Here is a 21771-nt window from a genome sequence, read left to right on the forward strand (position 1 = left end):
TTATAGAGCGATCAATCTTGGTGGCTATTGAGGTGTCTGCACCCTGCATAACTGCCATTTTATTTTGCAATCTTATTTCGGCCAGAATCTTTGGCGTAGTAGAGCAGCGAATCAGCACGGTTAATCATGCGGTTAATATCTTCACCATAATTTTCAACGACACCGCCACTGATGGTAATGCAATAGTCTTCGCCGAAATCCCATTTTATTCTTTCAATATTTTCACGTATCCGGCTTGCCAGAATATAAGCATTGCCAAGCTCGGTTTCCGGCATAATGACGAGAAATTCCTCGCCGCCATATCGACCGATATAATCAGATTTTCGAATCGTCTGACTGACGTTTTTTGAAATATCAATTAAAACCTTATCGCCAATCTGATGTCCGAACTGATCATTTACCTTTTTGAAAAAGTCAATGTCAAACATGAGAATGGACAGTTTGTGTTCATAGCGCTGTGCTCTTGCTATTTCCTTATCCAGCGTTTCGGTAATGCTCTTTCGATTGAGAATCTGCGTAAGGCCATCTGTTGTTGCCATATGATGCAGCGATTTAAGTGCTTCCTCTGCCGCTGCTTCCTTTTCTCTCAAATCATCAACCATGCTGTTAAAATAATTACTCAACTCACCGATTTCCGTCCCATATTCCACTTCAATTTTATCGGCATTTTTAAAATTGCGATTTTCGATAATTTTTCGCACGGAATTTGAAAGTTCCAATAGGCTGGAACTCGCACCGTGTTCTGCAATATTAAGACCAATTTCCTCATGGCTGAGCGATACGCGCATCGGTACATAATGATTAATAATTTTCATCAAGACATATGAGAGCCCAAAACTCCAGAAAAAGGCTGCTGCAACACCAATGAACTGTACGACGATTTGATGCATTCTCGTTACGCCGAATTCAATTAAAAAAGAATTTTTGATAAAGATCCCCGTTGCAACGGTTCCCCAAATACCGCAGAAGCCGTGTACAGGAATAGCACCAACCGCATCATCCAGTTTTACTTTTTCTAGGAGCAGCGTTCCAAAGTAGACGATAAAACCTGAGAGTACGCCAATGGCTAGCGCACCAAATTCATTGACATAATAACATCCTGCCGTGATCCCAACGAGACCGCCTAAAATGCCGTTGATAATACTCTCCGGTTCAGGCAAGTGGTTTTCACTGAACTTCCAGCTGACAAACAAGCCAGTAATGCCGCCAAATGAAGCGGATATCATCGTATTGGTTAAGATAATGGCAATTTTCGTCGTTGCTGTCAGCGTACTCCCAGCATTAAAACCAAACCAAGCAAAGAAAAGGATAAACACACCAAAATAGGCAAACACGAGATTATGCCCTCTAATTTTGTTGGCCTTCCCGTCCGCCGTAAATCGTCCGCAACGCGGTCCAATGATAATAACACCGGAAAGCGCTACCCAAGCACCGATAGAATGCACCACTGTTGAACCGGCAAAATCTAAGAACCCCAGCGATTGCAGCCAGCCGTGATTACTTTCATAAAAGAAATTCCCCCACGCCCAATGGCCAAAAATGGGATAGATGAATGAGGATGTAATAAAGGACATTAATAAATACGTACTGAATTTAGCTCTTTCTGCAACAGCACCGGAATCGATTGTCGCAGCAGTCCCAACGAAAACAGCTTGGAAGATAAAGAAAGCTGCTTTCCAGTCATCTGCCTGAAAGTGGACAAAAAAATCTGTCGCACCAAATATACCATGAAATGATTTGCCAAACATAAGGCCAAAGCCAAAAAACCAAAAGGCCGCAATGGACAAAATAAAGTCCGACATATTCTTGATGGCAACATTAATGGAGTTTTTTGCACGCGTCAATCCCGTTTCTAGCGCCATAAAGCCAGGCTGCATTAGAAATACAATCATCGCTGAAATAATTACCCATAAATAGTCTCCTATGTTTTTCAAGTTCATCACCCCTAAATGTTGCTTTTAGCAATACCCCTTACGTCTTCTATCGCCTCTGCTGTCCCTCAACATTTGCTGAGAAAGCCTCCTAAAAAATAATTCTACAAAAAACAAAAAAAGCAGTATCCTGCATCATCGCTGCTCTGCGATGTCTGTGCAAGAATACCACTGTTTTTAATTATCACCTAATTGGACGCCATGAAAGACTGCGACCACCTATCTTAAATTTAGTCCCTATTGCTTAATGCCAAAGTCCTAAATGTTTTATGTATGCATTATACTATATTTTTTTGATCGTGTCTGCAATAAATATTTGTCGACATGGTGCTAATATTTTATTCAATGATGTTTCAATGATTAAAATCCGCTTTTTTTGAAACATGCTTTACTCGTTTCCGTTTCATCAATTGGTGGATTTTAAACAGGCACAGCCATTGTATTCACACGATTTGACGCCTTTTTTTCTCCTTGGCAACATATTTGCATAACCAATGACTGACATCAATTCACAACTGTTATAGGAGGTCTTATGCACATTACTCGACTTTACAATGATAAGAAAAAGACGGCGGACGAAGCTGTCAAAATGGTTAAATCCGGCGATTGGGTTGACTACGGTTTTGCAATGAATATGCCCCAATGTCTAGATGCCGCACTTGCCAAGCGCTGCGATACACTTTATGGCGTCAATATCCGAGGCGCACTCGCCATATTCCCCCTTGAAATCATCGAATGTGAAAATGCTCAAAATGCTTTCACCTACAACAGTTGGCATTTTAGCGCTTATGAAAGACGATGCCACGATCAGGGAAAATGCTATTACATCCCGATGCTCTACCGAAATTTACCGTCTTACTACCGCAATGGCCTTACCGTTGATGTTGCCATGATCTCTGTTTCTGCAATGGACAGTCACGGCTATTTCAATTTTTCACTGACAAACTCAGCGACATCGGCAATTTTGGAAACGGCAAAAATCATCATTCTCGAAGTCAACCCCGCTTTGCCAATTGTCAATACCGGCGCAGAAGGCTTCATCCATATCAGCGAAGTCGATGCCATCGTCGAAAATGGAGATGGCAAACTGGCAATGTTGGCAAGCGGCACACCAACCGAAACGGATTTAATGATCGCCAATCAGATTTTGCCTGAAATAACAGATGGGGCAACCATACAGCTCGGTATCGGCACCATGCCCAATACCGTTGGAAAGCTCATTGCACAATCGGATCTCAAACATTTGGGCATGCATACCGAAATGCTCGTCGACGCCTATCTCGATATGTTTCAGAGCGGCAAACTGACAAACAAGGCTAAAAATATCCATCGCGGTATCGGACTATGGACATTTTGTCTCGGTTCTGAAGCCCTTTACCAGTGGGTAGAACACAATCCAAGTGTTGCTTCCTATCCTGTCAACTATACCAATGATCCAGATATAATGAAACAGATTGAACGCCTAACGACGATTAACAACTGTGTTGAAGTCGACATATATGGTCAAGTTTGTTCTGAATCAGCTGGTACGCGACAAATTAGCGGCACAGGTGGTCAGTTGGATTTTGTAACCGGCGGTTATCTGTCGAGAGGCGGAAAAAGCTTCGTTTGCTTTAGCGCCACCTATCGCACTAAATCAGGAGAACTAAAATCGCGTATCGTGCCAACGCTTTCACCCGGCGGCATTGTCACAGATCCTCGCACACAGATTCAAAATCTCGTTACAGAATTCGGTACCGCCTCTCTTGCCGGGAAATCAACTTGGGAACGCGCAGAAGCCATCATCGCAATCGCACATCCTGATTTAAGAGAATCTCTGATCAAAGATGCAGAAAATATGAAGATTTGGCGACGTACGCAAAAAATTGCGTTCTAAGTCCCGTTGCCGATAAGAAAGGATTTCATGATGAATCAAAAAATAAAGCAACATGCGACTGTTTCAAGGGGCGTTGCCGTTGTCTTGGCTGGGTTTGGCATTAATCTCGCCTTTGGTGTTCTCTATGCTTGGAGCATCTTTGCCAAACAACTTGTCGATGTTTATCACTGGCAATCCGCAGAGGCCTCTTTTCCCTATACCATTGCCATTTTGTGCTTTGCACTTACCATGCTCCCTGCCGGTTATTTACAAGATCGTTTGGGTGCTAAACGCATTGCGACACTTAGCGGTTTACTGACAGGGACAGGACTGCTGCTCTCAGGTTTTTGGCTGACGCCCACTGGCCTCAGCATCACTTTTGGCATGTGTGCCGGCATTGGTATAGGACTTGGCTACGCATCGGCGACACCAATTGCGATTAAATGGTTCCCACCAGAAAGAAAAGGCCTCGTTACCGGATTCGTCGTCGCCGGTTTTGGCCTCTCTACCTTATACATGGCACCACTGGCCAATAAGCTCTTAAACACAATCGGGCTTGCCAATGCTTTTAAACTGTTGGGGGTTCTCTTCCTATTCATCGTTACCATCCTCGCACAGTTCTTGGTACCGCCGACTAACACATCATCTAATGACACCAATGAAAGCAAAAACGAGGTACCAATCTTTTCAGGCAAACAAAACAATCCCATTCGCGTGCTTTTATTATCACCTGTTTTTTACAGACTGTGGCTGCTCTTCCTGTGCGGCTCTATGGGTGGCCTTATGATTATCGGTCACTTGTCAAAAATAGCAGCTATTCAATCAGGAGAAAACTTTGGGTTTATCCTCGTCGCCTGTACAGCAATCTTCAATGCCAGCGGCAGACCAATTGCCGGTGTGATCTCTGATAAATTCGGCCGTTACCAGACACTCTTCATGATTTTCTGTCTTGAAAGCATTGTCTTCTACTTTTTTGACAGCTTTAATCACTTTGGATCGCTGCTTATTGGCGCCGCAGTTGTTACATTTTGCTATGGCAGTTTATTCGCCGTGATGCCCGCCCTGATTTCAGAATACTTTGGAAAGGAAAATCTGGGAACCAGTTACGGCCTGCTTTTTACTGCATGGGGATTTGCCGGCATTTTCGGTCCTATGTTTGCCGGCAAACTATTCGATCTGTACCATCACTATACGGTCAGTTACAGAATCGCAATGTTCTTATGCCTCATTGGCGCTTTGAATACAGCTTTCTCATACTTTCTTGAACGACGCAAAAAAAATCTTATTACATGAATCCAGTCAACAAATGCCTTCATGCATCAGGTTTCACTCAGAGAAGCTGCGCCAATGTGTTCGATCAGATTCACGAGCCCTTCTTCAAATTGGCGATCCATTTCATTGGATCGCTTTTTGGGACCTTTTATATGCTTTCGCTTTCTCATTTTCTGATTCAAATGTCGCGTCATGAGCATTTGATCAATGTTTTCATTCGTATACCACATGCCGGACTGATGGATTGGATATGCCTCTTTACCAAGTATCATTGCCGCCAATCCGTAATCCTGCGTAATGACAATATCGCCTTTCCGACATCGCTTAAGCAGTTCAAAGTCCACGGCGTCACGGCCGGTTTCAACAGTAATCACATGACTGTATGATGATTTTAAAGCATGATTTAAATCACAGATCAAGATTACTGAAATATGATATTTTTTTGCAATTTGTTCAGCGATGCCCACTACCGGGCATGCATCTGCATCAATGTATATGTACACGGCATCTCCCTGTTTCATCATAAAAATAAGGGGCGTTCAATATAACGACTAGGTTATCTGAAACGCCCCTTCATCATTTGTTATTGTATAACTTATACAGTGATACTGTTTTTGCATTCCATGCAACCATTTATCACATTATCATCCGTCACTTTATTTTTCATCTAATACATTGCCGCTTTTCATTAGCCTGCATCAAAGCAGCTATTTCAGCTTTCCGCCAAATACAGGCATCATGCTGGCTTGACCATAATCTTTTATGCGATCAATGTTTTTTAAGAATGTCATATCTTCTTCAGAAATTGTGAAATTAACATCTGCATTGTTGGCCATATGTTTTGGATTCGCCGTTTTAGGGAGCGGCAGCAAACCGAGCTGCAAATCGTATCGAATGCTGAGCTGCGGAATGGAAACATTGTATTTTTCAGCAATTTTCAAGACTTCTTTATTTTTCATGAGCTCACCGTGTGCAATTGGCGAATAAGCTTCAACAAGAATTTCCTGCTTTTGTGTATAGTCAATGAGTTCAAATGGCGTATTGCTGATATGCGCTAGAATTTGGTTGACCATCGGTTTAACTGTGCAGCCATTGAGAATGTTTTCAAGATCCCCCTGCTGGAAGTTCGAAACACCAATGGCACGCAGTTTGCCGGCTTTATATGCATCTTCAAGTGCACGCCATGCTTCACGGTTGCCTTCTAAGTATCGGTCTTCATCGCCATATTCCATCCAAGGCTGCGGGCTGTGAATAATCATCATGTCAAGATAATCCAGTCCCATGACGTCCAGCGATTTTTGAATAGAGGTGGCTGCATCATCATAGCTTTTAATTTCAGCAGCAAGTTTCGTCGTAATAAAAAGCGATTGTCGATCGACGCCGCAGGCTTTAATGCCTCTTCCTACTCCCGCTTCATTCGCATATGCCTGAGCTGTGTCAATGTGAATATAACCCAGCTTTACTGCTTCTACAACAGCCTGTTCAACAGCTGCATCGTCAATCATCCAAGTCCCTAACCCCAGTTTTGGAATCATTACACCATTATTCAGTGTAAACGTTTCATTTAATGCCATTTTCATACTCCTTTCATTAAAAAATTAAAATTAATCAGGTGGTTATTGAAATGTCATGATTATTATATCGTGTAAAGCTAACTTTAGGTCAATACGCTATTTGAAAATATTCTGTAAATGTTCCCTATTTGTTTTCAATGCATAGATTGCCGGTCAATTTATACCCATTCTCATGCGGTTCAATCTTCGTTTAACCTTCGCCATAGCGTCGTTCGGCTCAGCCCCAGCTGTTCGGCAATAAATTGTTTTCTGCCTGGGAAGGCTTTTCCCAAGGCCTCTGCAGCTTGCTTCGATTTTTTTATATGATTAACATCGACTTCCGGATTATATTTTAATTCTTTTAGCAGGCTCTTACATAATTTTTCTGCGCCGATCGCGCTAACGAGTATCTCATGAAGGCCAACCTCTGAAAGCATTGAAAGCTGACGATATTGAATGGCAAAGCGTTCGACAACACTTTGAAGTTCTCTGATATTGCCGGGCCAGCGATAAGCATCCAATACCCATTTCGATGTCTCCGGCATGACAAAATTCATAGCTTCCAGCGGCAAATGATGTTTTAGAAACCTTGTAAACAGCGTCAATACATCTGTACCGCGCGCCCTCAGCGGTGGTATATTTAAACTGAGGACATCCAGTCGGTAAAATAGATCCTCCCGAAAAGCATGCGGCATTTTATCAATAAGCCGAGCATTCGTTGCCGTAATAATTCGAACATCAATTGGAATAACCTTATCCCCGCCTATGCGCATCACTTCTTTTTCTTGAATGACCCTAAGCAGTCTAGCCTGAACCGTCATATCAATTTCCCCAATTTCGTCCAGAAACAAGGTTCCACCATGTGCCAGTTCAAACAGTCCCATCTTGCCGCCGCGTCTGGATCCCGTAAAGGCGCCTTCATCATAACCAAACAGCTCACTTTCCATTAATGTGCCCGGAATGGCGGCACAGTTTACAGCGACAAACGGGCCATCCTGCCGTTTGCTGAAACGGTGTATACTCTGCGCGAACAATTCTTTGCCAACGCCTGTTTCACCATAGATCAGCACATTTGACTCAGACATCGCATAGAGCTTCGCACGTTTAATCTCAGAACGCAATAAATTACAGTTACCGACGATATCATCGAATGTCGCTTTTGCATATAGGCCTTTGTCGCGCATGCTTCTGCGAAGGCTACGTTCTGCGTCAATCACTTCGGTTGCACTTTGAAAAATAAAGACCCCTGCCGGTTTATCTGGCTCGATTTCAAAGGGAATCCAGTTCACGACATAACGTTTTTCATCATGAGAGAGGATCGTTCCCATCACCGGCGCTTTGTTTAAGCACGCTGCAAATGTTGGCAGGCACGATTCGAGCGGCAAATCCACCACATCACTTTGAAGTGCCAAAAGCGTCAATGCCGAGGGATTTGCCATCGAAATACGTCCATTTCTATTCACTGACAATATCCCATTAACGGTATGTTCCACCACCGCTTCCAATAAATCACGCTTGCGTTTTTCAATTTTTAAATGTTTTGCAATTGACACCGATTCCAGCAGAGCATTGACAATGGTTTCTTCCTCGGGTATTAGCAAAACCGAGGCGATCTCATGCTGTTCAGCTAACCGTTTGGCCAGACAGCCACCAATAATTGTTTTCCCTTTTGCACGTATGATAATCTGTTCCAGTTCCGCTTTTGATTCATATGCAGCAATTTCAACACGATTTGCCGATATATTCAAAAGAGCATCGACCGACAAAATCGGCGTCATCACATGATGCGTCAAAACGATGTCGCCCTCTGTCATTTTGATAGCATTAATATAGGCGCCTGTATGGATTTGAACCCCAATTACCGGTATGGTCGCATAGGTGTTTAAGACGCCAAAGTTGCCGCCGGTGGCAATAATCACATCAGCCCCGTCTCGCAGCCACTGAGAATAACCCGCCATTAGATTATCCAAGTAACCCTCAAAATAAATAATTTCAATTTCCGGCGACAAGAAACGCTCTATGACACTTTTGAAAATCCCTCTATAATCATCATATGTCACGCAGACAATTTTAATATGCTCCACCTTTTTCACCCCTCAAAAGATTATTGTCCATTATTGTATCAAATCGCGAACAATTTTGCCTCTATTTTTTTATTTGCATAAGGTAATGTTTAAACCCCTCATGCTTTAAACTTGAGGTGTGTGAGAACTGCATGATCCCTTTATGTTGATCCTTCGCAAAAATAAGTTAAATGCCCATCCCATAGAGGGTATACTATTGTGGCGAACGGTTTAAAATTTGGATAATACAGAAAACCATTACCAAATTGGCAACATCAGCACATGCTTGATGTCATTTGTCAGAGGCATTATTCGCAAATGACTTTATACACTTTTAAATCAAACGGCCCCGTTACGGTAACATGGTTAATCGTAACGAGGCCGTTCTCAATATGTCATTGTACTAAAAGAGTCCCTTTTAACACAACATAAAATATTCATAAACCAAATGATAATCCCTAAACAGCGCCGCTTCATACCCATGACTATCAGTGCCGACAGACAACAGTGAATCATTGCGTTTCAGCGCCTGAACGATGTAATCTTCTGCATTTGTAAGTGCACCGATCACATCTTTCTCTCTAAAAAAGTAGCCGGTATTGGCATTTAATTCAATGGCGATCTCATTGTCTCGCAGATAGGTTAGCACTTTATCAATACTTGTATCAGCGGCTCTGTCCAAATGGCCAAACCACACTTTGTAATCAGGATGCGCTAAAATGATCTCCACCTTGTTCTCCTTGCGCTTTAATGCTTCTTGGAGCATGTCAATGACGCGAAACACCTCGATCTGATCGACAAAAAATTCAAAATTTTCAATAATGATAAAATCAAAGGGATACTGCGTCAAATGTTTTATCGCGTATGGAATATCAACCCAGAAAATCTCTATGCCCAGTTTAAGATCACCGGATCGTTCACCCAACGTCTCGCGGAATGCTGTAATTGTATTGCAATACTGATCCAGTTTATCACCTTCAGACATCAAGAATCGATAGTGATCCGAGATGCCGATCACATCAATATGCGGTATGCGTTTCAATACAGATTCTTCAACAGTCAGCGCACCGTCTGAAAACTTCGTATGCGCATGGTAGTCATGCTTTTTTTCGCTATAAGACGGTTTTAGCCTCATGATGATACCTCCATTTATAAATGTCACCAGTCATTCAATTTCAGCAGTTTTATTTGTAGCATTTCCCTGCTGCTTATAGACAACATGTTGCATGAGTTTTTTGTTCCTGTCAAGGATTCATATCAAAGATTCATGCCAATGATTCATACCAAAGATGATCTCAGTCTGCTCTCGGTCAATTGAGATTATTTCAATGTGCAAATATGCCTAAAGTTTTCTTGCAACTTGATAGCCTTCAGCAACTGCTTTTCAGCATTCAAGTTTAAGCTTCTGTTAAACATTACTTATTGGTTTAAAACCATTTGTTTTTTCGAGACAAAATAGCGTATAATGAATGGAAAGACAGCATTTTCATCATTGTAGCCCACAACGTTTCACTAATCTTATCAGGAGATTTCTCATGTTTCACGTTGCCAATATTGTTTATGCCGATTTATTAATTTTCTGTGTTGTCCTTAATAGCATCTTATACATTTTTCTTACCAGACAACAGTCCCCGCACAGCTTTTCGACGAGGTTATTTCGTCAGATGATCGCCGCCGTCACGTTTGTCGCATTATGCGAAATGATTGCATGGCTCGCCGCTGTTCCAAATTCACAGTCACTGATGCCGCTTCACTATTTCAGCAATGCTCTTTTCCTTGTTTTCAACACGCTGCCAGTTGCCTTTGGTCTTCGCTATCTCGATTATAAAATTTTTCTTTCCAAGAAAAAAAGTTTTCAGCATTTTTGGGGTTATCTCACGCCCGTTTATCTCAACTTTGGGTTTATGATTTATAATTGTTTTCACAATGGTTTTCTCTTTAGCGTTGATGCTGCCAATCAATACCATCGTGGTTTTGCCACTTACATAGGAAATGGTGTCGCTTTCGGCGTTACTGTAATCGCCGTTTTTTTCTTCTTTCAATATAAAATAATGATTACAGGTCGAATCACACAAGCAATTTTAAGTCTTACGTTTTTACCCGTCATTGGCGCAATCATCCAAATGCTCTTTTACGGGCTGTCGCTTGGTATTCCTTCGTATACACTTGCACTGTTCATCAGCTTTCTCCTACTGGAACGCGATGAGCAATTTAGAGATCCACTGACAACGCTCAACTCTCGGGCACAGATGGAACGGCGTCTTCAATTTAAATTAAAATCAAGAGATGCTTTTACTTCTATCATCGTTGATGTTAATAATTTCAAACACATCAATGATTTTCACGGACATACAACAGGCGATGCCGTACTAAAAGAAATTGCGGGCATACTTGTCTCTGAAACAAATTTAGAGGATTTTGTCTGTCGATACGGTGGTGATGAGTTTTTCATTATTCTTGAAACGGCTAAAGATATTGGCGCCGATTATATTCAAAAAATAGAAAAACGTCTTGCATCACATTTTGAAACACATCCTTATGAAATCACTTTAAGCTATGGCCTTCTCTACGTTGACAATGTTACAGCATATGCCGTAGAAGATATTATTCGAATCGCTGATCTTAGAATGTATGAAGATAAGCGGCGCCGTAAACAGTTATCGCTTTAAAAAGCAAAAAGAGCAGTCAACCTGCTCTTTTTGCTTTTGCTGACCACTCGGTGAAGCCTTTTGACACGTTCCTACATGCCTTTGAAAATCATCGTGTCCTATAAACTACTTTAAACCTTTAATAATGGGGATTAAACTCATTAATATTATAATACCGACTAAACCGATGACAACGCCAAGTATCAAATTGCTCCAAATCATGACATAACACATACCAATGCCGAGCGCCAATGCGCCAACCATACCAAGCAATGCCGTGCCAATTGTTTTCGGATTGATTTTAATAGGCTCCTTATGCTCCATTTTACGCCATACAAAGATTGTAATCAGTGCAAAGACGATACCAATACTCCCGGAAACAACACCCGGTTTAAAGGCATTCCACTCTGGCAACATGGTCATACACATACCGAGTGCGAAGAAAACAACGCTGATCGTACCTAAAATCATTGCTACAAAACTACTCTTTTTCATAATTTTTTCACTCCTATTGTTTTATAATCTTTTATAATCTTAATGTTGTCCTTATCATAAACCTGCTATATTTTTAAATTGTTTATGCTATATTTAAGTTTGATTAATACACAATCTTAAACGTTAACAGGAAGCAATGGATTATGGGTAATTTCCTTCAAACATGCCTGTTTTGCCAACTCTGACGGGAGCTGATTCGGTAGATAGAGTGAGGCATGTTTTTTCATTTTGATACTATCCGACAACTGCAGTATTTCTGCGACAAACTGCGAACAAAAATAGTGATTTTTTCGTTTATGCGGAATATGGAGCAAACAAAGGAAAACACCAATCCTTGAGTAATGCAGTTTTGACTGCTCCATTTCCATCATCTCAATTTTATGTTGAATTTTTTCGAAATCTGAAGCGTTAACAGCCAGTTTAAAGCTAATACTTTTGCCGCCCCTCTGTCGATGCTTCTGAGGGAATTCTTTTCGAAATCCTTTGAAATTAAAACTGTAATAGTAATTATTTTTTTCATCCAATGCAATGGATGCATGGGTATACCCTCTACCAGTTAAATAATATAAGAAACTGGAGAAAACATTATAATATCGGGTAAGCAAAACCGTTATAACTCTCTTTTCACTTGTGTGCATATACTGCTCCTCATTCAGAAACTTAATGTTCGTGACAATCATTTATTTGTCGCTGTTTACATTATTAATTATGCTCCCCATTTGTTGATGATTCATCAGGATCACGTTTCAGTATTATTAATGCACGTTTGACATTCCAACATTATATTCGGCAATTGCATTATTCAAATTTTAAGTCTTCACTGCAATATGTATTTTTTTCGCAAAGCGAAAACTGAACCGATTGTCGTGAAGAATCACCTAAAATTTATGATGCTATTCCCCCTATATAAAAAGAAAAGCCTTTGCCCTTCAGCCCAATTTCGCTGATCCGCAAAGACTCTTTCAATTTCTGTTTATAATTGCCGTATCATATGCTGTATCAATTCTCTCTGTTCTTGCTTAAACCGCTAATGACTATTTATTCCCTTTTGCACGTTCTTTTGCTGCTTCTGCACGTTCTTTTGCTGCTTTTTGGTTTTCTTTTACGCGGTTTTGCGCTTCTTCATGTCTTGCCTTCTCTGTTTCATGAAGTCTTTTTTTTGCATCTTCAACAGATTCACCTTCTTCTGTCAAATAGTTGTCTACAAAATTATCTGTCATTTTGCCAAAACCATCGACAACGCCGTTTTCAATTTTTTTATAACCACCAACAACACCATCTTCGATAGATTTGTAACCGTCAACTACTTTTTCTGCAATTTTTTTATTTGCCTTTACCAATTTAGATTTTGCCATTTTCTTGTCCTCCAATATTTTTGATTTATTTGATTTGTTTGATTTTATACGCTTATTTTAATAGGCAACTATTCACAATTTGTTTGGATTATGTTTCTGAATTATTAATGCGCATCATCAGCATCGACAATGTTAAAATCATAAAGCAGACTACCGTACCCGTTGCGACATTAAAAATACTCGTCATCGTCTTTGCGCCAACACTGAAGTGTGTAAACATGGCAATTTGCAAAGATAAAACGGATACGAGCGCATCTGCATAGCCAATATACCTAATCGCTTTTAAAAGCGGAAACTGTGTCCGCTTAACCTTTGCCATATTGATGGAAGCGATAGTCAGTTTATAAAATGTGTAGGCTGCAATGGCATAGATCAACATACCCGGATAAGTCTTTTCCACGTCGTGAAGTGAAAGTTGAATCACTTCCCACCCTAGAATAAAGGTTATGAGCGCCAGCAAGAACCCACACTGCCAATAAATTGAACGTACCTTCTTCTTATCGTCTTCAGTCAAGTCTTCCCGCGGCATTGACCGCTCAACTCTTACCACCAGAAACCGCATCATGCTGAGTACACAATAGTAAAATGCCAGTGATCCAAACCACTCTGAACGGTAATAGATGCCGTAGAAGCCATTGAACAGTGCATAGAGCAAATTCATGCCAAATGATGTACGTGTCAGGGTAATGACCCGAAACCGCTTATCTTCAACAAACTGGTTGGTAATACGATTTCGTTTAATGCGCGGCTTCATAATGAAATGTATCAGATATTTGATGTCCAACGTTATATAATAACATGCCAGTGCCAGTCCAATGCCGGCGATCGTATAGACAACATATGCCGCAATTTCTGGGAAGACACCGTAAATAACATCTATTAATGAAAGCGCCGACATCAAAATTGTAAAAATGTATAGCACTATTCTCTTAAATGGTGCAAGTTTGGGCAAAGGTTTCCATTTTATCTCAAATTTCTTCATAAGTTTCCTACTAACATCTTTATTTGCCATCTCAAGATCCGCTATTTTGGCATTTACAATAAGCGGCGGGACACCTTTTCAATATCGGAATCAGAAGTGACCGCTGTAAACAGCAACAGAACACGGCCATTGCCATGTTCTGTTATTCAATCGTTTTATTGCGATCCGCTCTTATTGAACAGAGAAGAACTTCAGCTGATTATCCAAGGATTCCGCAAAATTATTCAACTGTTTTGACGTCTTATCAACACTTTCGACGGTTTGACCCAATTGATCAACTGATGTCTGCATATGTACCATATGCCCGACAGTCTCTTTTTGAATCATTTTGAGTACTTCAATATTTTTAACAATTTTATCTTTTTCTACATTACAGATCTGCGTACGTTCTCTTATTTCAGATATTTCCTTCGCTGAATCTTCAATACCTTCATTGACTTTACCAAAGTGCGCCTGTGTTTTAACGAGTTTTTCCTTTTGCTTTTCAACATCGCCCAGTACTTCTTTCATAATCTCAAGCATCTTTCCTGATTCAGACGAAAGATTACCGACAATATCATGGATTTCACTGGTTGAATCACTTGACTGATTGGCAAGCTTGCCAATTTCCTCTGCAACTACTGAGAAACCTGCACCATGTTCGCCTGCTCGTGCCGCTTCAATGCTGGCATTAAGCGCAAGCAATCCGGTTTGCTTAGAAATATTTGCAATCATTTGAAGCACGTCATTAATCTGTACTGATGCCTCGTAGGTAAGGTTGACTTGCGTATTAATCCGCTCAATGGCATCGTTGGTACGCTTATTGGTTTCATCAAGTTCATCCATGATCTTCATGGATTCATCACTGTCACGTCTCATACCGCCGGATGCTTCTTCGAGATGTTCAACGCTGCCCAAAATATTACTGATCATGCCGTCAATTTCATTAATGTGACCAGAAGCATTGTTCACATTGTCTGTCTGTTTTTCAGTAGCATTTGTCATCTTTGCGACAACGCCCGCAATGGCTTCTGTATCGGCATTTGATTCACTGACATTCTTGCCGAGCATCTCTTCAGAAGTAATGAGCTGATGCGAAACGTCTTGAATTTCTTTTACGGTACCATTTAATTTTTTGCTCAAAGTATTCATCGATTCGAACATGAGGCCGATTTCGTCCTCACGTTTTTCGAGTTTAGGATCGACTTCAATATTTAGATTGCCTTCGGACAGCTGCCATAAGTACATCTCCATACGTCGTAATGGCTTAGCGATATTCATGGTTACAAGTATTAATTGTATAACACTAACAAGCAATATAAACGCGATGACATTAGCAACCAACATGTCATCATATCCCCTTATGGATAAAATAGAAACCGTTGTTGACATCGCTAATAGAGGACACAGTGCCGTTGCTATAATTTGATTCACAACACTTTTTTTCACTCTTTTTTGTTTTTTTGTGCGTTTCGCCTTTTCTTTCAAACATACCCTCCTATAACTTGCGATCTTAGCATATTATGCTATTAATATAATTGGCAATTGTTTCAGAATTGTTTAAGCATTGTTAAGAATTGCATACTTTTTTGTTTATTATACCCTTTTATCTTGATACTAGACACTAAAACAAAGGCGCTCAGATATTTTGTATGATTAAGAATCGCCACTTACATTTTGGCATAAAAAAACGAGCTCCCTCAAAAGAGAAAAGCTCGCTTCGTCTATTTTTTACTAGACCGCAACGTCGTTGAATGTTGCATCAGGTTCATGATCGTCTCTATAGCATTTCGAATATTCCGGCTGCACCCATACCGCCACCGATACACATGGTGACCAAGCCGTATTTGCCGCCTCTTCGTTTCAGTTCTTCAAGCGCTTTCATGGTGAGCCAAGCACCTGTTGCACCCATTGGATGACCGAGTGCAATCGCACCACCATTGACATTCACTTTTTCGGGATCCATTTTTAAGGTTTCAATACACGGCACCACTTGAGATGCAAAAGCCTCATTGAGTTCAACCAAATCAATGTCATCCATTGTCAAACCAGCTTGTTTTAACGCTTTTGGTACAGCTTCAATCGGACCGATCCCCATGTACTCGGCTTCTACGCCGGCAACGGCAAAGGCAATCAGTTTGGCAATTTTCAGCAGTCCCAGCGCATCCGCTTTTTCACTGGACATTACCATAACCATCGCTGCGCCATCACTGACCTGCGATGAATTACCCGCAGTAACAGAGCCATCCATATCAAAAACTGGAAACAGTGATCCAAGTTTTTCAATTGTTGTTGTCGCTCTAGGACCTTCGTCTTTGGTGAAAATCACTTTTTCTGAGATTTCGCTACCATTCTCATCGACAGAGATGATTTCTGCTTCAACAGGTACAATTTCATTTTCAAATTTACCTTCTGCAATGGCCTTTACCGCTCTCATATTGCTCTTATATGCCCATTCATCCTGCGCTTCACGTGAGACATGATAGCGTTTGGCAACGTTTTCTGCCGTTATACCCATTGGCATATACGCACCCGGACGGTTATCAATCAGCCATGGATTCGGCGAAATGGCATTCCCGCCCGAAGGGACCATCGACATGCTCTCAACGCCGCCGGCAATGATAATATCTGCTGTACCAACTGCAATGGCATTTGAAGCCGCTGCAATTGCCTGCAAACCCGATGAGCAAAAACGATTAACGGTTTGTCCGGGTATTTCATAAGGCAACCCGGCACGATCCAATACGATTTTCGCTAAGTTCATCCCTTGAGGCCCTTCAGTTGTCGCACATCCAAGAATAAAATCATCAACATCAATTGGACTGACTTGAGGGACTCTTTCCAATAGACCATTCAATACTTGCGCCGCCAAATCGTCAGGCCTCGTTTGCTTTAAAGTGCCCTTGTTGGCTTTTCCTACGGCAGATCTTGCGTATGATACAATTACAGCTTCTTTCATTGTTTAAATTCCTTTCTTTCTTTAAATGTTTTATGAGAAGATGAAAATTTGAGTGATGCAATTTCCTCACCTAGTCTTATTAAGTACTATTTAGGTGGTAAACCATTTAACATGCCAAAGGACTTTGTCACCCAATCCTTTCAGGTACTTTTTCGTCAAGATAACGCTTCTAAATCAAGATAACGCTTCTAAATCAAAATACAGCCACTATCGCTCAGTGCTTCAATTTCAGCTTCTGTATAACCTAGTTCCGTGAAAATTTCTTTCGTTTGACCGCCAACTCTTGCCGGATGTGTAAATTCGGGAACCGACTGCCCTTCAAAATGAACGGGCGCATTGGCAAAAATGCCGGTATTGCCTGTCTTATAATTGAATTTTGTCAGATAATTATTATCCCAAGCTTGTTGATCGTCTAAAATTTCCGTAATTTCCATAACAATTTCATGCGGGAAGTCAGCTTCTTCAAATATTTCAACCCATTCTTTTCGATCTTTTGTCAGCATTAATGCTTCAATCTTTGCCGTGATCTCTTCTGAATAGACAAGGCCTGCCAATGGATTGGCGTAATCCTCATTGTTTATCAAATCGTCTAATCCCACTAATGCAAAGAGCCTCTGATAGTATACCATCCAGTCAACACCTGCGAGCAACAGCCATTTACCATCTTTGCAAGGATAGGAATTGTTGATCGGACTCGTTGGTTTATTCCTGTTCTGTGGAAACTCAATGCCAATTTGTGATAGTGTCAGCAATGATGAAATCGTGTAAATAGCAGCTTGATAGAGACCTGATTTCACTAATTCGCCTTTACCGGTTTCCTGTCGCTTGTAAAGTGCTGCAAGAATCCCAGATACCATATACATGCCAAGTGTGTGGTCCCCGACAGCAGGTCCTATATTTGGAATGCCATTCCCCTCCTGTGATAAACCAGCCAAGAGCCCACCTCTTGCAAAGAATGCTGTGGTATCAAATCCCGGTTTATCTTTTAAAGGTCCTTTGTCGCCATAACCTTGAATATGAGCATAGATGAGTTCCGGAAATTCTTTGGAAAGCGCTTCATAAGTAAGGTTAAGTTTTTCCAGTGCCTCTCTTCGGTAATTAGTAATTAAAATATCAGCGGTACTCAACAGTTTATAGACTGCCTGCACACCTTCCGGTTTTTTCATATCAATGGCGATAAACCGCTTATTCGAATTTTCTAATGCAAATACGGGATTTTCATCATCTTGAACAAGACCTCCGGTAAAACGATAAATATCACCTCTCGGCGGCTCGACTTTAATAACCTCAGCCCCCCAATCTCCCAATATCCTTGCACAAGATGGACCCGCAATAAACGTTGCCATTTCAACCACTCTCAACCCAGATAACAATTTAGTATTTTGCATCCGATAAATACGCTCCTTTCATCATTCATTTTGCGTTCACCTTATGTTAATTGCAAGAAATATGCCAATACTAAAATCATAGTCCACAAGTATTTTAAAGGACTGTAGACCTGAGTTATCTATTATGTAAAAAAATCCATTGCGCTGTGCAATAACAAAACTTGCACAGTGCAATGGATTTATATTTGAAGTCATTATTTTTATTTCTCAATTTCACCCCTTTTGATTTTACGATGAATCGTCGAGGGATCAATTTCCAGCGCTTTTGCAGCAGCCGTAATGGAACCGAGTTCGTCAATAGCCTTTTTGATTAATATCTGTTCAACATTATGAAAGACATCTTTTAGCGGCATGATTTCGTTAAACTGCAGTTCATTGGTTTCATGATTGTCAATATTAAGTGCCATATTGGCCTCAATTTCTTCTCGCGTGACAATTTCGTTTTCAGTCAGAATCACCAGTCTTTCAATAAAGTTTTTTAGTTGGCGTATATTACCTGCCCAATTGTATTCGACCAATGCCTTTATTTCATCTTTCAAAATTCGAATTTTACGATCATACTTATCGTTAAAAAACTGAAGAAAATGAAAAATGAGCGGCATAATATCATCTTTCCGCTCTCTAAGCGGCGGTATGTGAATTGGTATAACGTTTAAACGATGGTACAAATCCTGTCTGAATTTATTGTTATTGGTCAAATCTTCATTGGTAAGATTCGTCGCGCAAATATATCGAACATCCAATTCTATGCGGCTATTGCTGCCGACTCTTAAAAAGCTCCCCTCTTGAATGACCCGTAGGAGCTTAGATTGCATTTGAGGCGGCAATTCGCCAATTTCATCCAGAAACACCGTCCCGCCGCAAGCTTCTTCAAACAGTCCCTTTTTACCGCTGTTGCGCGCACCGGTAAACGCACCTGCCTCATATCCAAAGAGTTCTGATTCCATTAATTCTGATGGAATCGAAGCGCAGTTAATGGCAATAAACGGCTTGTCCTTTCGTTTGCTGTTCGCATGGATGTATTTCGAAACCTCCTCCTTGCCAACACCAGTTTCACCTGTTATAAAAACTGAAGAATCCGTTTTTGCAACTTTATAAGCCAGTTTAAGAATATTCCCCATTTTCTTGCTGGAATATACAATTTTGTTTAAATTGCGATAATACGCCAATTCTTCACATTGATCATAATAATCTTGTTTAAATTTTTCCATTTCATCAAGCTTAATTTCCAGTTCAACTAATCTTGAAATATCCCTCTGTGTATGTACAACCCTTTTAACTTTTGAATCCTTGTCCAACATTGGAATTCCAGTTAATGTTAAAATCGAAACAGCATTGCCATTATCATATTTGATGTTCCGACTCAATGTTTTTTTTCTACGGACAATCTCAGGCGTCATCGGATCATAGCGCCAGTGATGTTCCTGTAGAAGATCGTGTAAGTTTCTGCCAATACCCGATTTCCCCTGTTCATACTCCTTTGCTTTCACTTCTGTTTTTTTCTCATTCATTGTTAGGTTTCGCAGCGACGCAGCATTAAAGCATTCAAGCTGCCCATTGCTATTGATAATAATAATGCCATCATCAATACTGTCAATGACATTTATAAATGCTTCATCAAGATAGATATTTTCTTCAAAAAGATAGAGATAGCAAGGTTTGTCTCTATACATCAACTTAAAAATATCCACTTCCTGAACAAGCGGAAAATTAATTTGTTTGTGTATATGCCTATTTGCTTCAATATGTTCTCGGTTAAAGGTTGGATCAATATCTGTGATTGTCAGGCTCACATTTATATTCATAATTTTTAGTAAGTATTGAGCTTTATCATTTATTTCAATAATTGAACCCGAGGCATCAACAATCATGATAGGATTTGCTATTTTAGAAATCATTGATAAGTCGTTATCCATACTAAAAGCCATCCTTCTGCATTATATTTGTTTATAACCATCATATAATCTATTGTGTTTCAATGCAAATGGTAATAGTGCATCTGGAAACAAACCTCTTATCGTGCGATAAGAGGTTTGTGATTGTCTTAGTGACAAAAAATTATAGTGTTTTTAATTCTGCAACAGCTTCTTTTAATTGTTCTGGTTTAATACCCGCTTGTGGGAAACCTGCGATGGTTTTAAGCGGAAAATTTTTAATCATTCCCAGCTGTGGATGTTTTGAAGTGCCTGGAAAGTGTTTTTCAATAACTGCCGCAGCTTTTTCATCTGCTAATAAATCTTTTAATTTGCTTGTTTCATCAAATGCCATAATCATATCCTCCTAAATTTTATAAAATTGCCTAAGCCATTAAAAAGCCGCCGCTGACTTGTATGCAGTCACCTGTAACAAAACTTGAGTCATCAGATGCTAAGAAAGAAGCAACAGAAGCGATTTCTTCTGGTTGTCCCATTCTAGCCAATGGACAAAGCATCAACGCCATTGAAGAAATATGTTCTGGCATTGCCTTCGTCATTGCCGTTTCAATGAGCCCAGGTGCAATTGCATTTACCGTAACATTTTTGCCGCCAAGTTCTTTTGCAAGTGACCTCGTGAAGCCAAGTACGCCCGCCTTTGTCGCGGCATAGTTAGTTTGGCCTGCATTACCCCAAGCAGAAGTCGATGAAATATTGACGATCTTCCCATAGTTTTGTTCACGCATTTTAGGGACAACTACTTTGCATGTGTTATAAAGGCTGCTCAAATTGACGCTGATAATTTGATCCCACTGCTCCTGAGACATCTTGTGGAACATGGCATCTCTGGTAATACCGGCATTGTTGACAAGAATATCGACTTTACCGTATTCATCCATAATTTCACCGAAAACTTTGGCAACTTCTTCCTTGTCAGCAACATTACATTTTTTGGCAACTACTTGCTTGCCCGCAGCATCCAGTTCTTTTGCTGTCGCTTCTAATTGCTCAAGATTCAGATCCAGTGCCACAACGACATCCGCACCGTCTTCCATCAAGCGTTTCGTGATGGCTGCACCTATTCCCTGCGCCGCCCCAGTCACGACAGCAACTTTGCTTTCTAGTTTCTTCACCGTACGCATACCTCCTTTTTGACTTCAAACAATGCACTTTTACTCTGGAAGGATTCTGACATATTGCCTCCATTGTGAAAGTACATTAAAATTATGTTGCACTCTATATATCAGCAAGAAGTATGCTGTTTCTGATTTCTAGTTCTGTCATTGCCTAGCTCATAACTCTTGCCGTAGCTAGCTCGCTTATCTTGCCTCAAAAAATGCGTGTAGTGGCTGCAGTGTTACTGCAGCCCAATAATCAT

The 21771-nt window shown here is 40.6% G+C and carries 18 protein-coding genes; 3 read left to right on the forward strand and 15 right to left on the reverse strand.

All coding sequences use genetic code 11. The features are described 5' to 3' along the window. Positions 1–59: 59 nt before the first annotated feature. Complete coding sequence (gene amt, locus KHM83_RS16725; protein WP_213238195.1) at positions 60–1934, reverse strand: ammonium transporter; 1875 nt, start codon at positions 1932–1934, stop codon at positions 60–62. 529 nt (positions 1935–2463) lie between these two features. Here amt and KHM83_RS16730 point away from each other — a divergent pair. After that, a complete protein-coding gene (locus KHM83_RS16730) occupies positions 2464–3807 on the forward strand; it encodes an acetyl-CoA hydrolase/transferase family protein (RefSeq protein WP_213238196.1) in 1344 nt (447 codons plus the stop codon). Between the two features lie 27 nt (positions 3808–3834). Then, positions 3835–5079 (forward strand): L-lactate MFS transporter, encoded by a 1245-nt coding sequence (locus KHM83_RS16735; protein ID WP_213238197.1) that lies wholly within the window; start codon positions 3835–3837, stop codon positions 5077–5079. A gap of 26 nt (positions 5080–5105) precedes the next feature. Here the strand turns inward: KHM83_RS16735 and KHM83_RS16740 are convergent, their stop codons facing one another. The 4 genes from KHM83_RS16740 to KHM83_RS16755 form a co-directional block, all read right to left on the reverse strand. Then, a complete protein-coding gene (locus KHM83_RS16740) occupies positions 5106–5561 on the reverse strand; it encodes a YaiI/YqxD family protein (protein WP_213238198.1) in 456 nt (151 codons plus the stop codon). A 204-nt stretch (positions 5562–5765) separates the two neighbouring features. Next, positions 5766–6632 (reverse strand): aldo/keto reductase, encoded by an 867-nt coding sequence (locus tag KHM83_RS16745; RefSeq protein WP_213238199.1) that lies wholly within the window; start codon positions 6630–6632, stop codon positions 5766–5768. A gap of 179 nt (positions 6633–6811) precedes the next feature. Further along, positions 6812–8695 carry a sigma 54-interacting transcriptional regulator gene (locus KHM83_RS16750; RefSeq protein WP_213238200.1) on the reverse strand — a complete coding sequence of 628 codons (1884 nt, stop codon included), beginning with the start codon at positions 8693–8695 and terminating at the stop codon, positions 6812–6814. A 397-nt stretch (positions 8696–9092) separates the two neighbouring features. Next, positions 9093–9809 carry a PHP domain-containing protein gene (locus tag KHM83_RS16755; protein ID WP_213238201.1) on the reverse strand — a complete coding sequence of 239 codons (717 nt, stop codon included), beginning with the start codon at positions 9807–9809 and terminating at the stop codon, positions 9093–9095. A 400-nt stretch (positions 9810–10209) separates the two neighbouring features. Here KHM83_RS16755 and KHM83_RS16760 point away from each other — a divergent pair, with 400 nt between their 5' ends. Next, positions 10210–11343 (forward strand): GGDEF domain-containing protein, encoded by a 1134-nt coding sequence (locus tag KHM83_RS16760; RefSeq protein ID WP_213238202.1) that lies wholly within the window; start codon positions 10210–10212, stop codon positions 11341–11343. Between the two features lie 105 nt (positions 11344–11448). Here KHM83_RS16760 and KHM83_RS16765 read toward each other — a convergent pair whose 3' ends face one another. The 10 genes from KHM83_RS16765 to fabG form a co-directional block, all read right to left on the reverse strand. Continuing rightward, positions 11449–11817, reverse strand: a complete 369-nt coding sequence (locus KHM83_RS16765; RefSeq protein WP_213238203.1) for a hypothetical protein — start codon at positions 11815–11817, stop codon at positions 11449–11451. A 116-nt stretch (positions 11818–11933) separates the two neighbouring features. Further along, positions 11934–12455, reverse strand: a complete 522-nt coding sequence (locus KHM83_RS16770; protein ID WP_213238204.1) for a hypothetical protein — start codon at positions 12453–12455, stop codon at positions 11934–11936. Between the two features lie 396 nt (positions 12456–12851). Further along, entirely contained in the window at positions 12852–13172 is a 321-nt protein-coding gene (locus tag KHM83_RS19990; protein ID WP_343213169.1) for a hypothetical protein, read from the reverse strand. Positions 13173–13260: 88 nt separating this feature from the next. Further along, positions 13261–14154: a hypothetical protein gene (locus KHM83_RS16780; RefSeq protein ID WP_213238205.1), complete on the reverse strand. Its 894-nt coding sequence runs from the start codon at positions 14152–14154 to the stop codon at positions 13261–13263. Between the two features lie 171 nt (positions 14155–14325). After that, a complete protein-coding gene (locus tag KHM83_RS16785; protein ID WP_213238206.1) occupies positions 14326–15621 on the reverse strand; it encodes a methyl-accepting chemotaxis protein in 1296 nt (431 codons plus the stop codon). A 292-nt stretch (positions 15622–15913) separates the two neighbouring features. Then, positions 15914–17092: a thiolase family protein gene (locus KHM83_RS16790; RefSeq protein WP_213238207.1), complete on the reverse strand. Its 1179-nt coding sequence runs from the start codon at positions 17090–17092 to the stop codon at positions 15914–15916. Between the two features lie 188 nt (positions 17093–17280). Next, positions 17281–18480: a CaiB/BaiF CoA transferase family protein gene (locus KHM83_RS16795; protein ID WP_213238208.1), complete on the reverse strand. Its 1200-nt coding sequence runs from the start codon at positions 18478–18480 to the stop codon at positions 17281–17283. A gap of 200 nt (positions 18481–18680) precedes the next feature. Further along, positions 18681–20396: a sigma-54 interaction domain-containing protein gene (locus KHM83_RS16800; RefSeq protein ID WP_213238209.1), complete on the reverse strand. Its 1716-nt coding sequence runs from the start codon at positions 20394–20396 to the stop codon at positions 18681–18683. A 142-nt stretch (positions 20397–20538) separates the two neighbouring features. Next, positions 20539–20748, reverse strand: coding sequence for a hypothetical protein (locus KHM83_RS16805; protein WP_213238210.1), 210 nt, complete (start codon positions 20746–20748; stop codon positions 20539–20541). 31 nt (positions 20749–20779) lie between these two features. Then, positions 20780–21526, reverse strand: coding sequence for a 3-oxoacyl-ACP reductase FabG (gene fabG / locus KHM83_RS16810; RefSeq protein ID WP_343213170.1), 747 nt, complete (start codon positions 21524–21526; stop codon positions 20780–20782). Between the last annotated feature and the right edge of the window lie 245 nt (positions 21527–21771).

It is taken from the genome of Fusibacter paucivorans, from assembly GCF_018390735.1.
Classification (GTDB): domain Bacteria; phylum Bacillota; class Clostridia; order Peptostreptococcales; family Acidaminobacteraceae; genus Fusibacter; species Fusibacter paucivorans.

What these genes read in the sequence shown, in the direction of transcription:
- KHM83_RS16730 (WP_213238196.1), top strand. Translation starts at nt 2,464, where the DNA reads ATGCACATTACTCGACTTTACAATGATAAGAAAAAGACGGCGGACGAA.
- KHM83_RS16735 (WP_213238197.1), top strand. Translation starts at nt 3,835, where the DNA reads ATGATGAATCAAAAAATAAAGCAACATGCGACTGTTTCAAGGGGCGTT.
- KHM83_RS16745 (WP_213238199.1), bottom strand. Translation starts at nt 6,632, where the DNA reads ATGGCATTAAATGAAACGTTTACACTGAATAATGGTGTAATGATTCCA.
- KHM83_RS16755 (WP_213238201.1), bottom strand. Translation starts at nt 9,809, where the DNA reads ATGAGGCTAAAACCGTCTTATAGCGAAAAAAAGCATGACTACCATGCG.
- KHM83_RS16760 (WP_213238202.1), top strand. Translation starts at nt 10,210, where the DNA reads ATGTTTCACGTTGCCAATATTGTTTATGCCGATTTATTAATTTTCTGT.
- KHM83_RS16765 (WP_213238203.1), bottom strand. Translation starts at nt 11,817, where the DNA reads ATGAAAAAGAGTAGTTTTGTAGCAATGATTTTAGGTACGATCAGCGTT.
- KHM83_RS16770 (WP_213238204.1), bottom strand. Translation starts at nt 12,455, where the DNA reads ATGCACACAAGTGAAAAGAGAGTTATAACGGTTTTGCTTACCCGATAT.
- KHM83_RS19990 (WP_343213169.1), bottom strand. Translation starts at nt 13,172, where the DNA reads ATGGCAAAATCTAAATTGGTAAAGGCAAATAAAAAAATTGCAGAAAAA.
- KHM83_RS16780 (WP_213238205.1), bottom strand. Translation starts at nt 14,154, where the DNA reads ATGAAGAAATTTGAGATAAAATGGAAACCTTTGCCCAAACTTGCACCA.
- KHM83_RS16790 (WP_213238207.1), bottom strand. Translation starts at nt 17,092, where the DNA reads ATGAAAGAAGCTGTAATTGTATCATACGCAAGATCTGCCGTAGGAAAA.
- KHM83_RS16795 (WP_213238208.1), bottom strand. Translation starts at nt 18,480, where the DNA reads ATGCAAAATACTAAATTGTTATCTGGGTTGAGAGTGGTTGAAATGGCA.
- KHM83_RS16800 (WP_213238209.1), bottom strand. Translation starts at nt 20,396, where the DNA reads ATGGATAACGACTTATCAATGATTTCTAAAATAGCAAATCCTATCATG.
- KHM83_RS16805 (WP_213238210.1), bottom strand. Translation starts at nt 20,748, where the DNA reads ATGGCATTTGATGAAACAAGCAAATTAAAAGATTTATTAGCAGATGAA.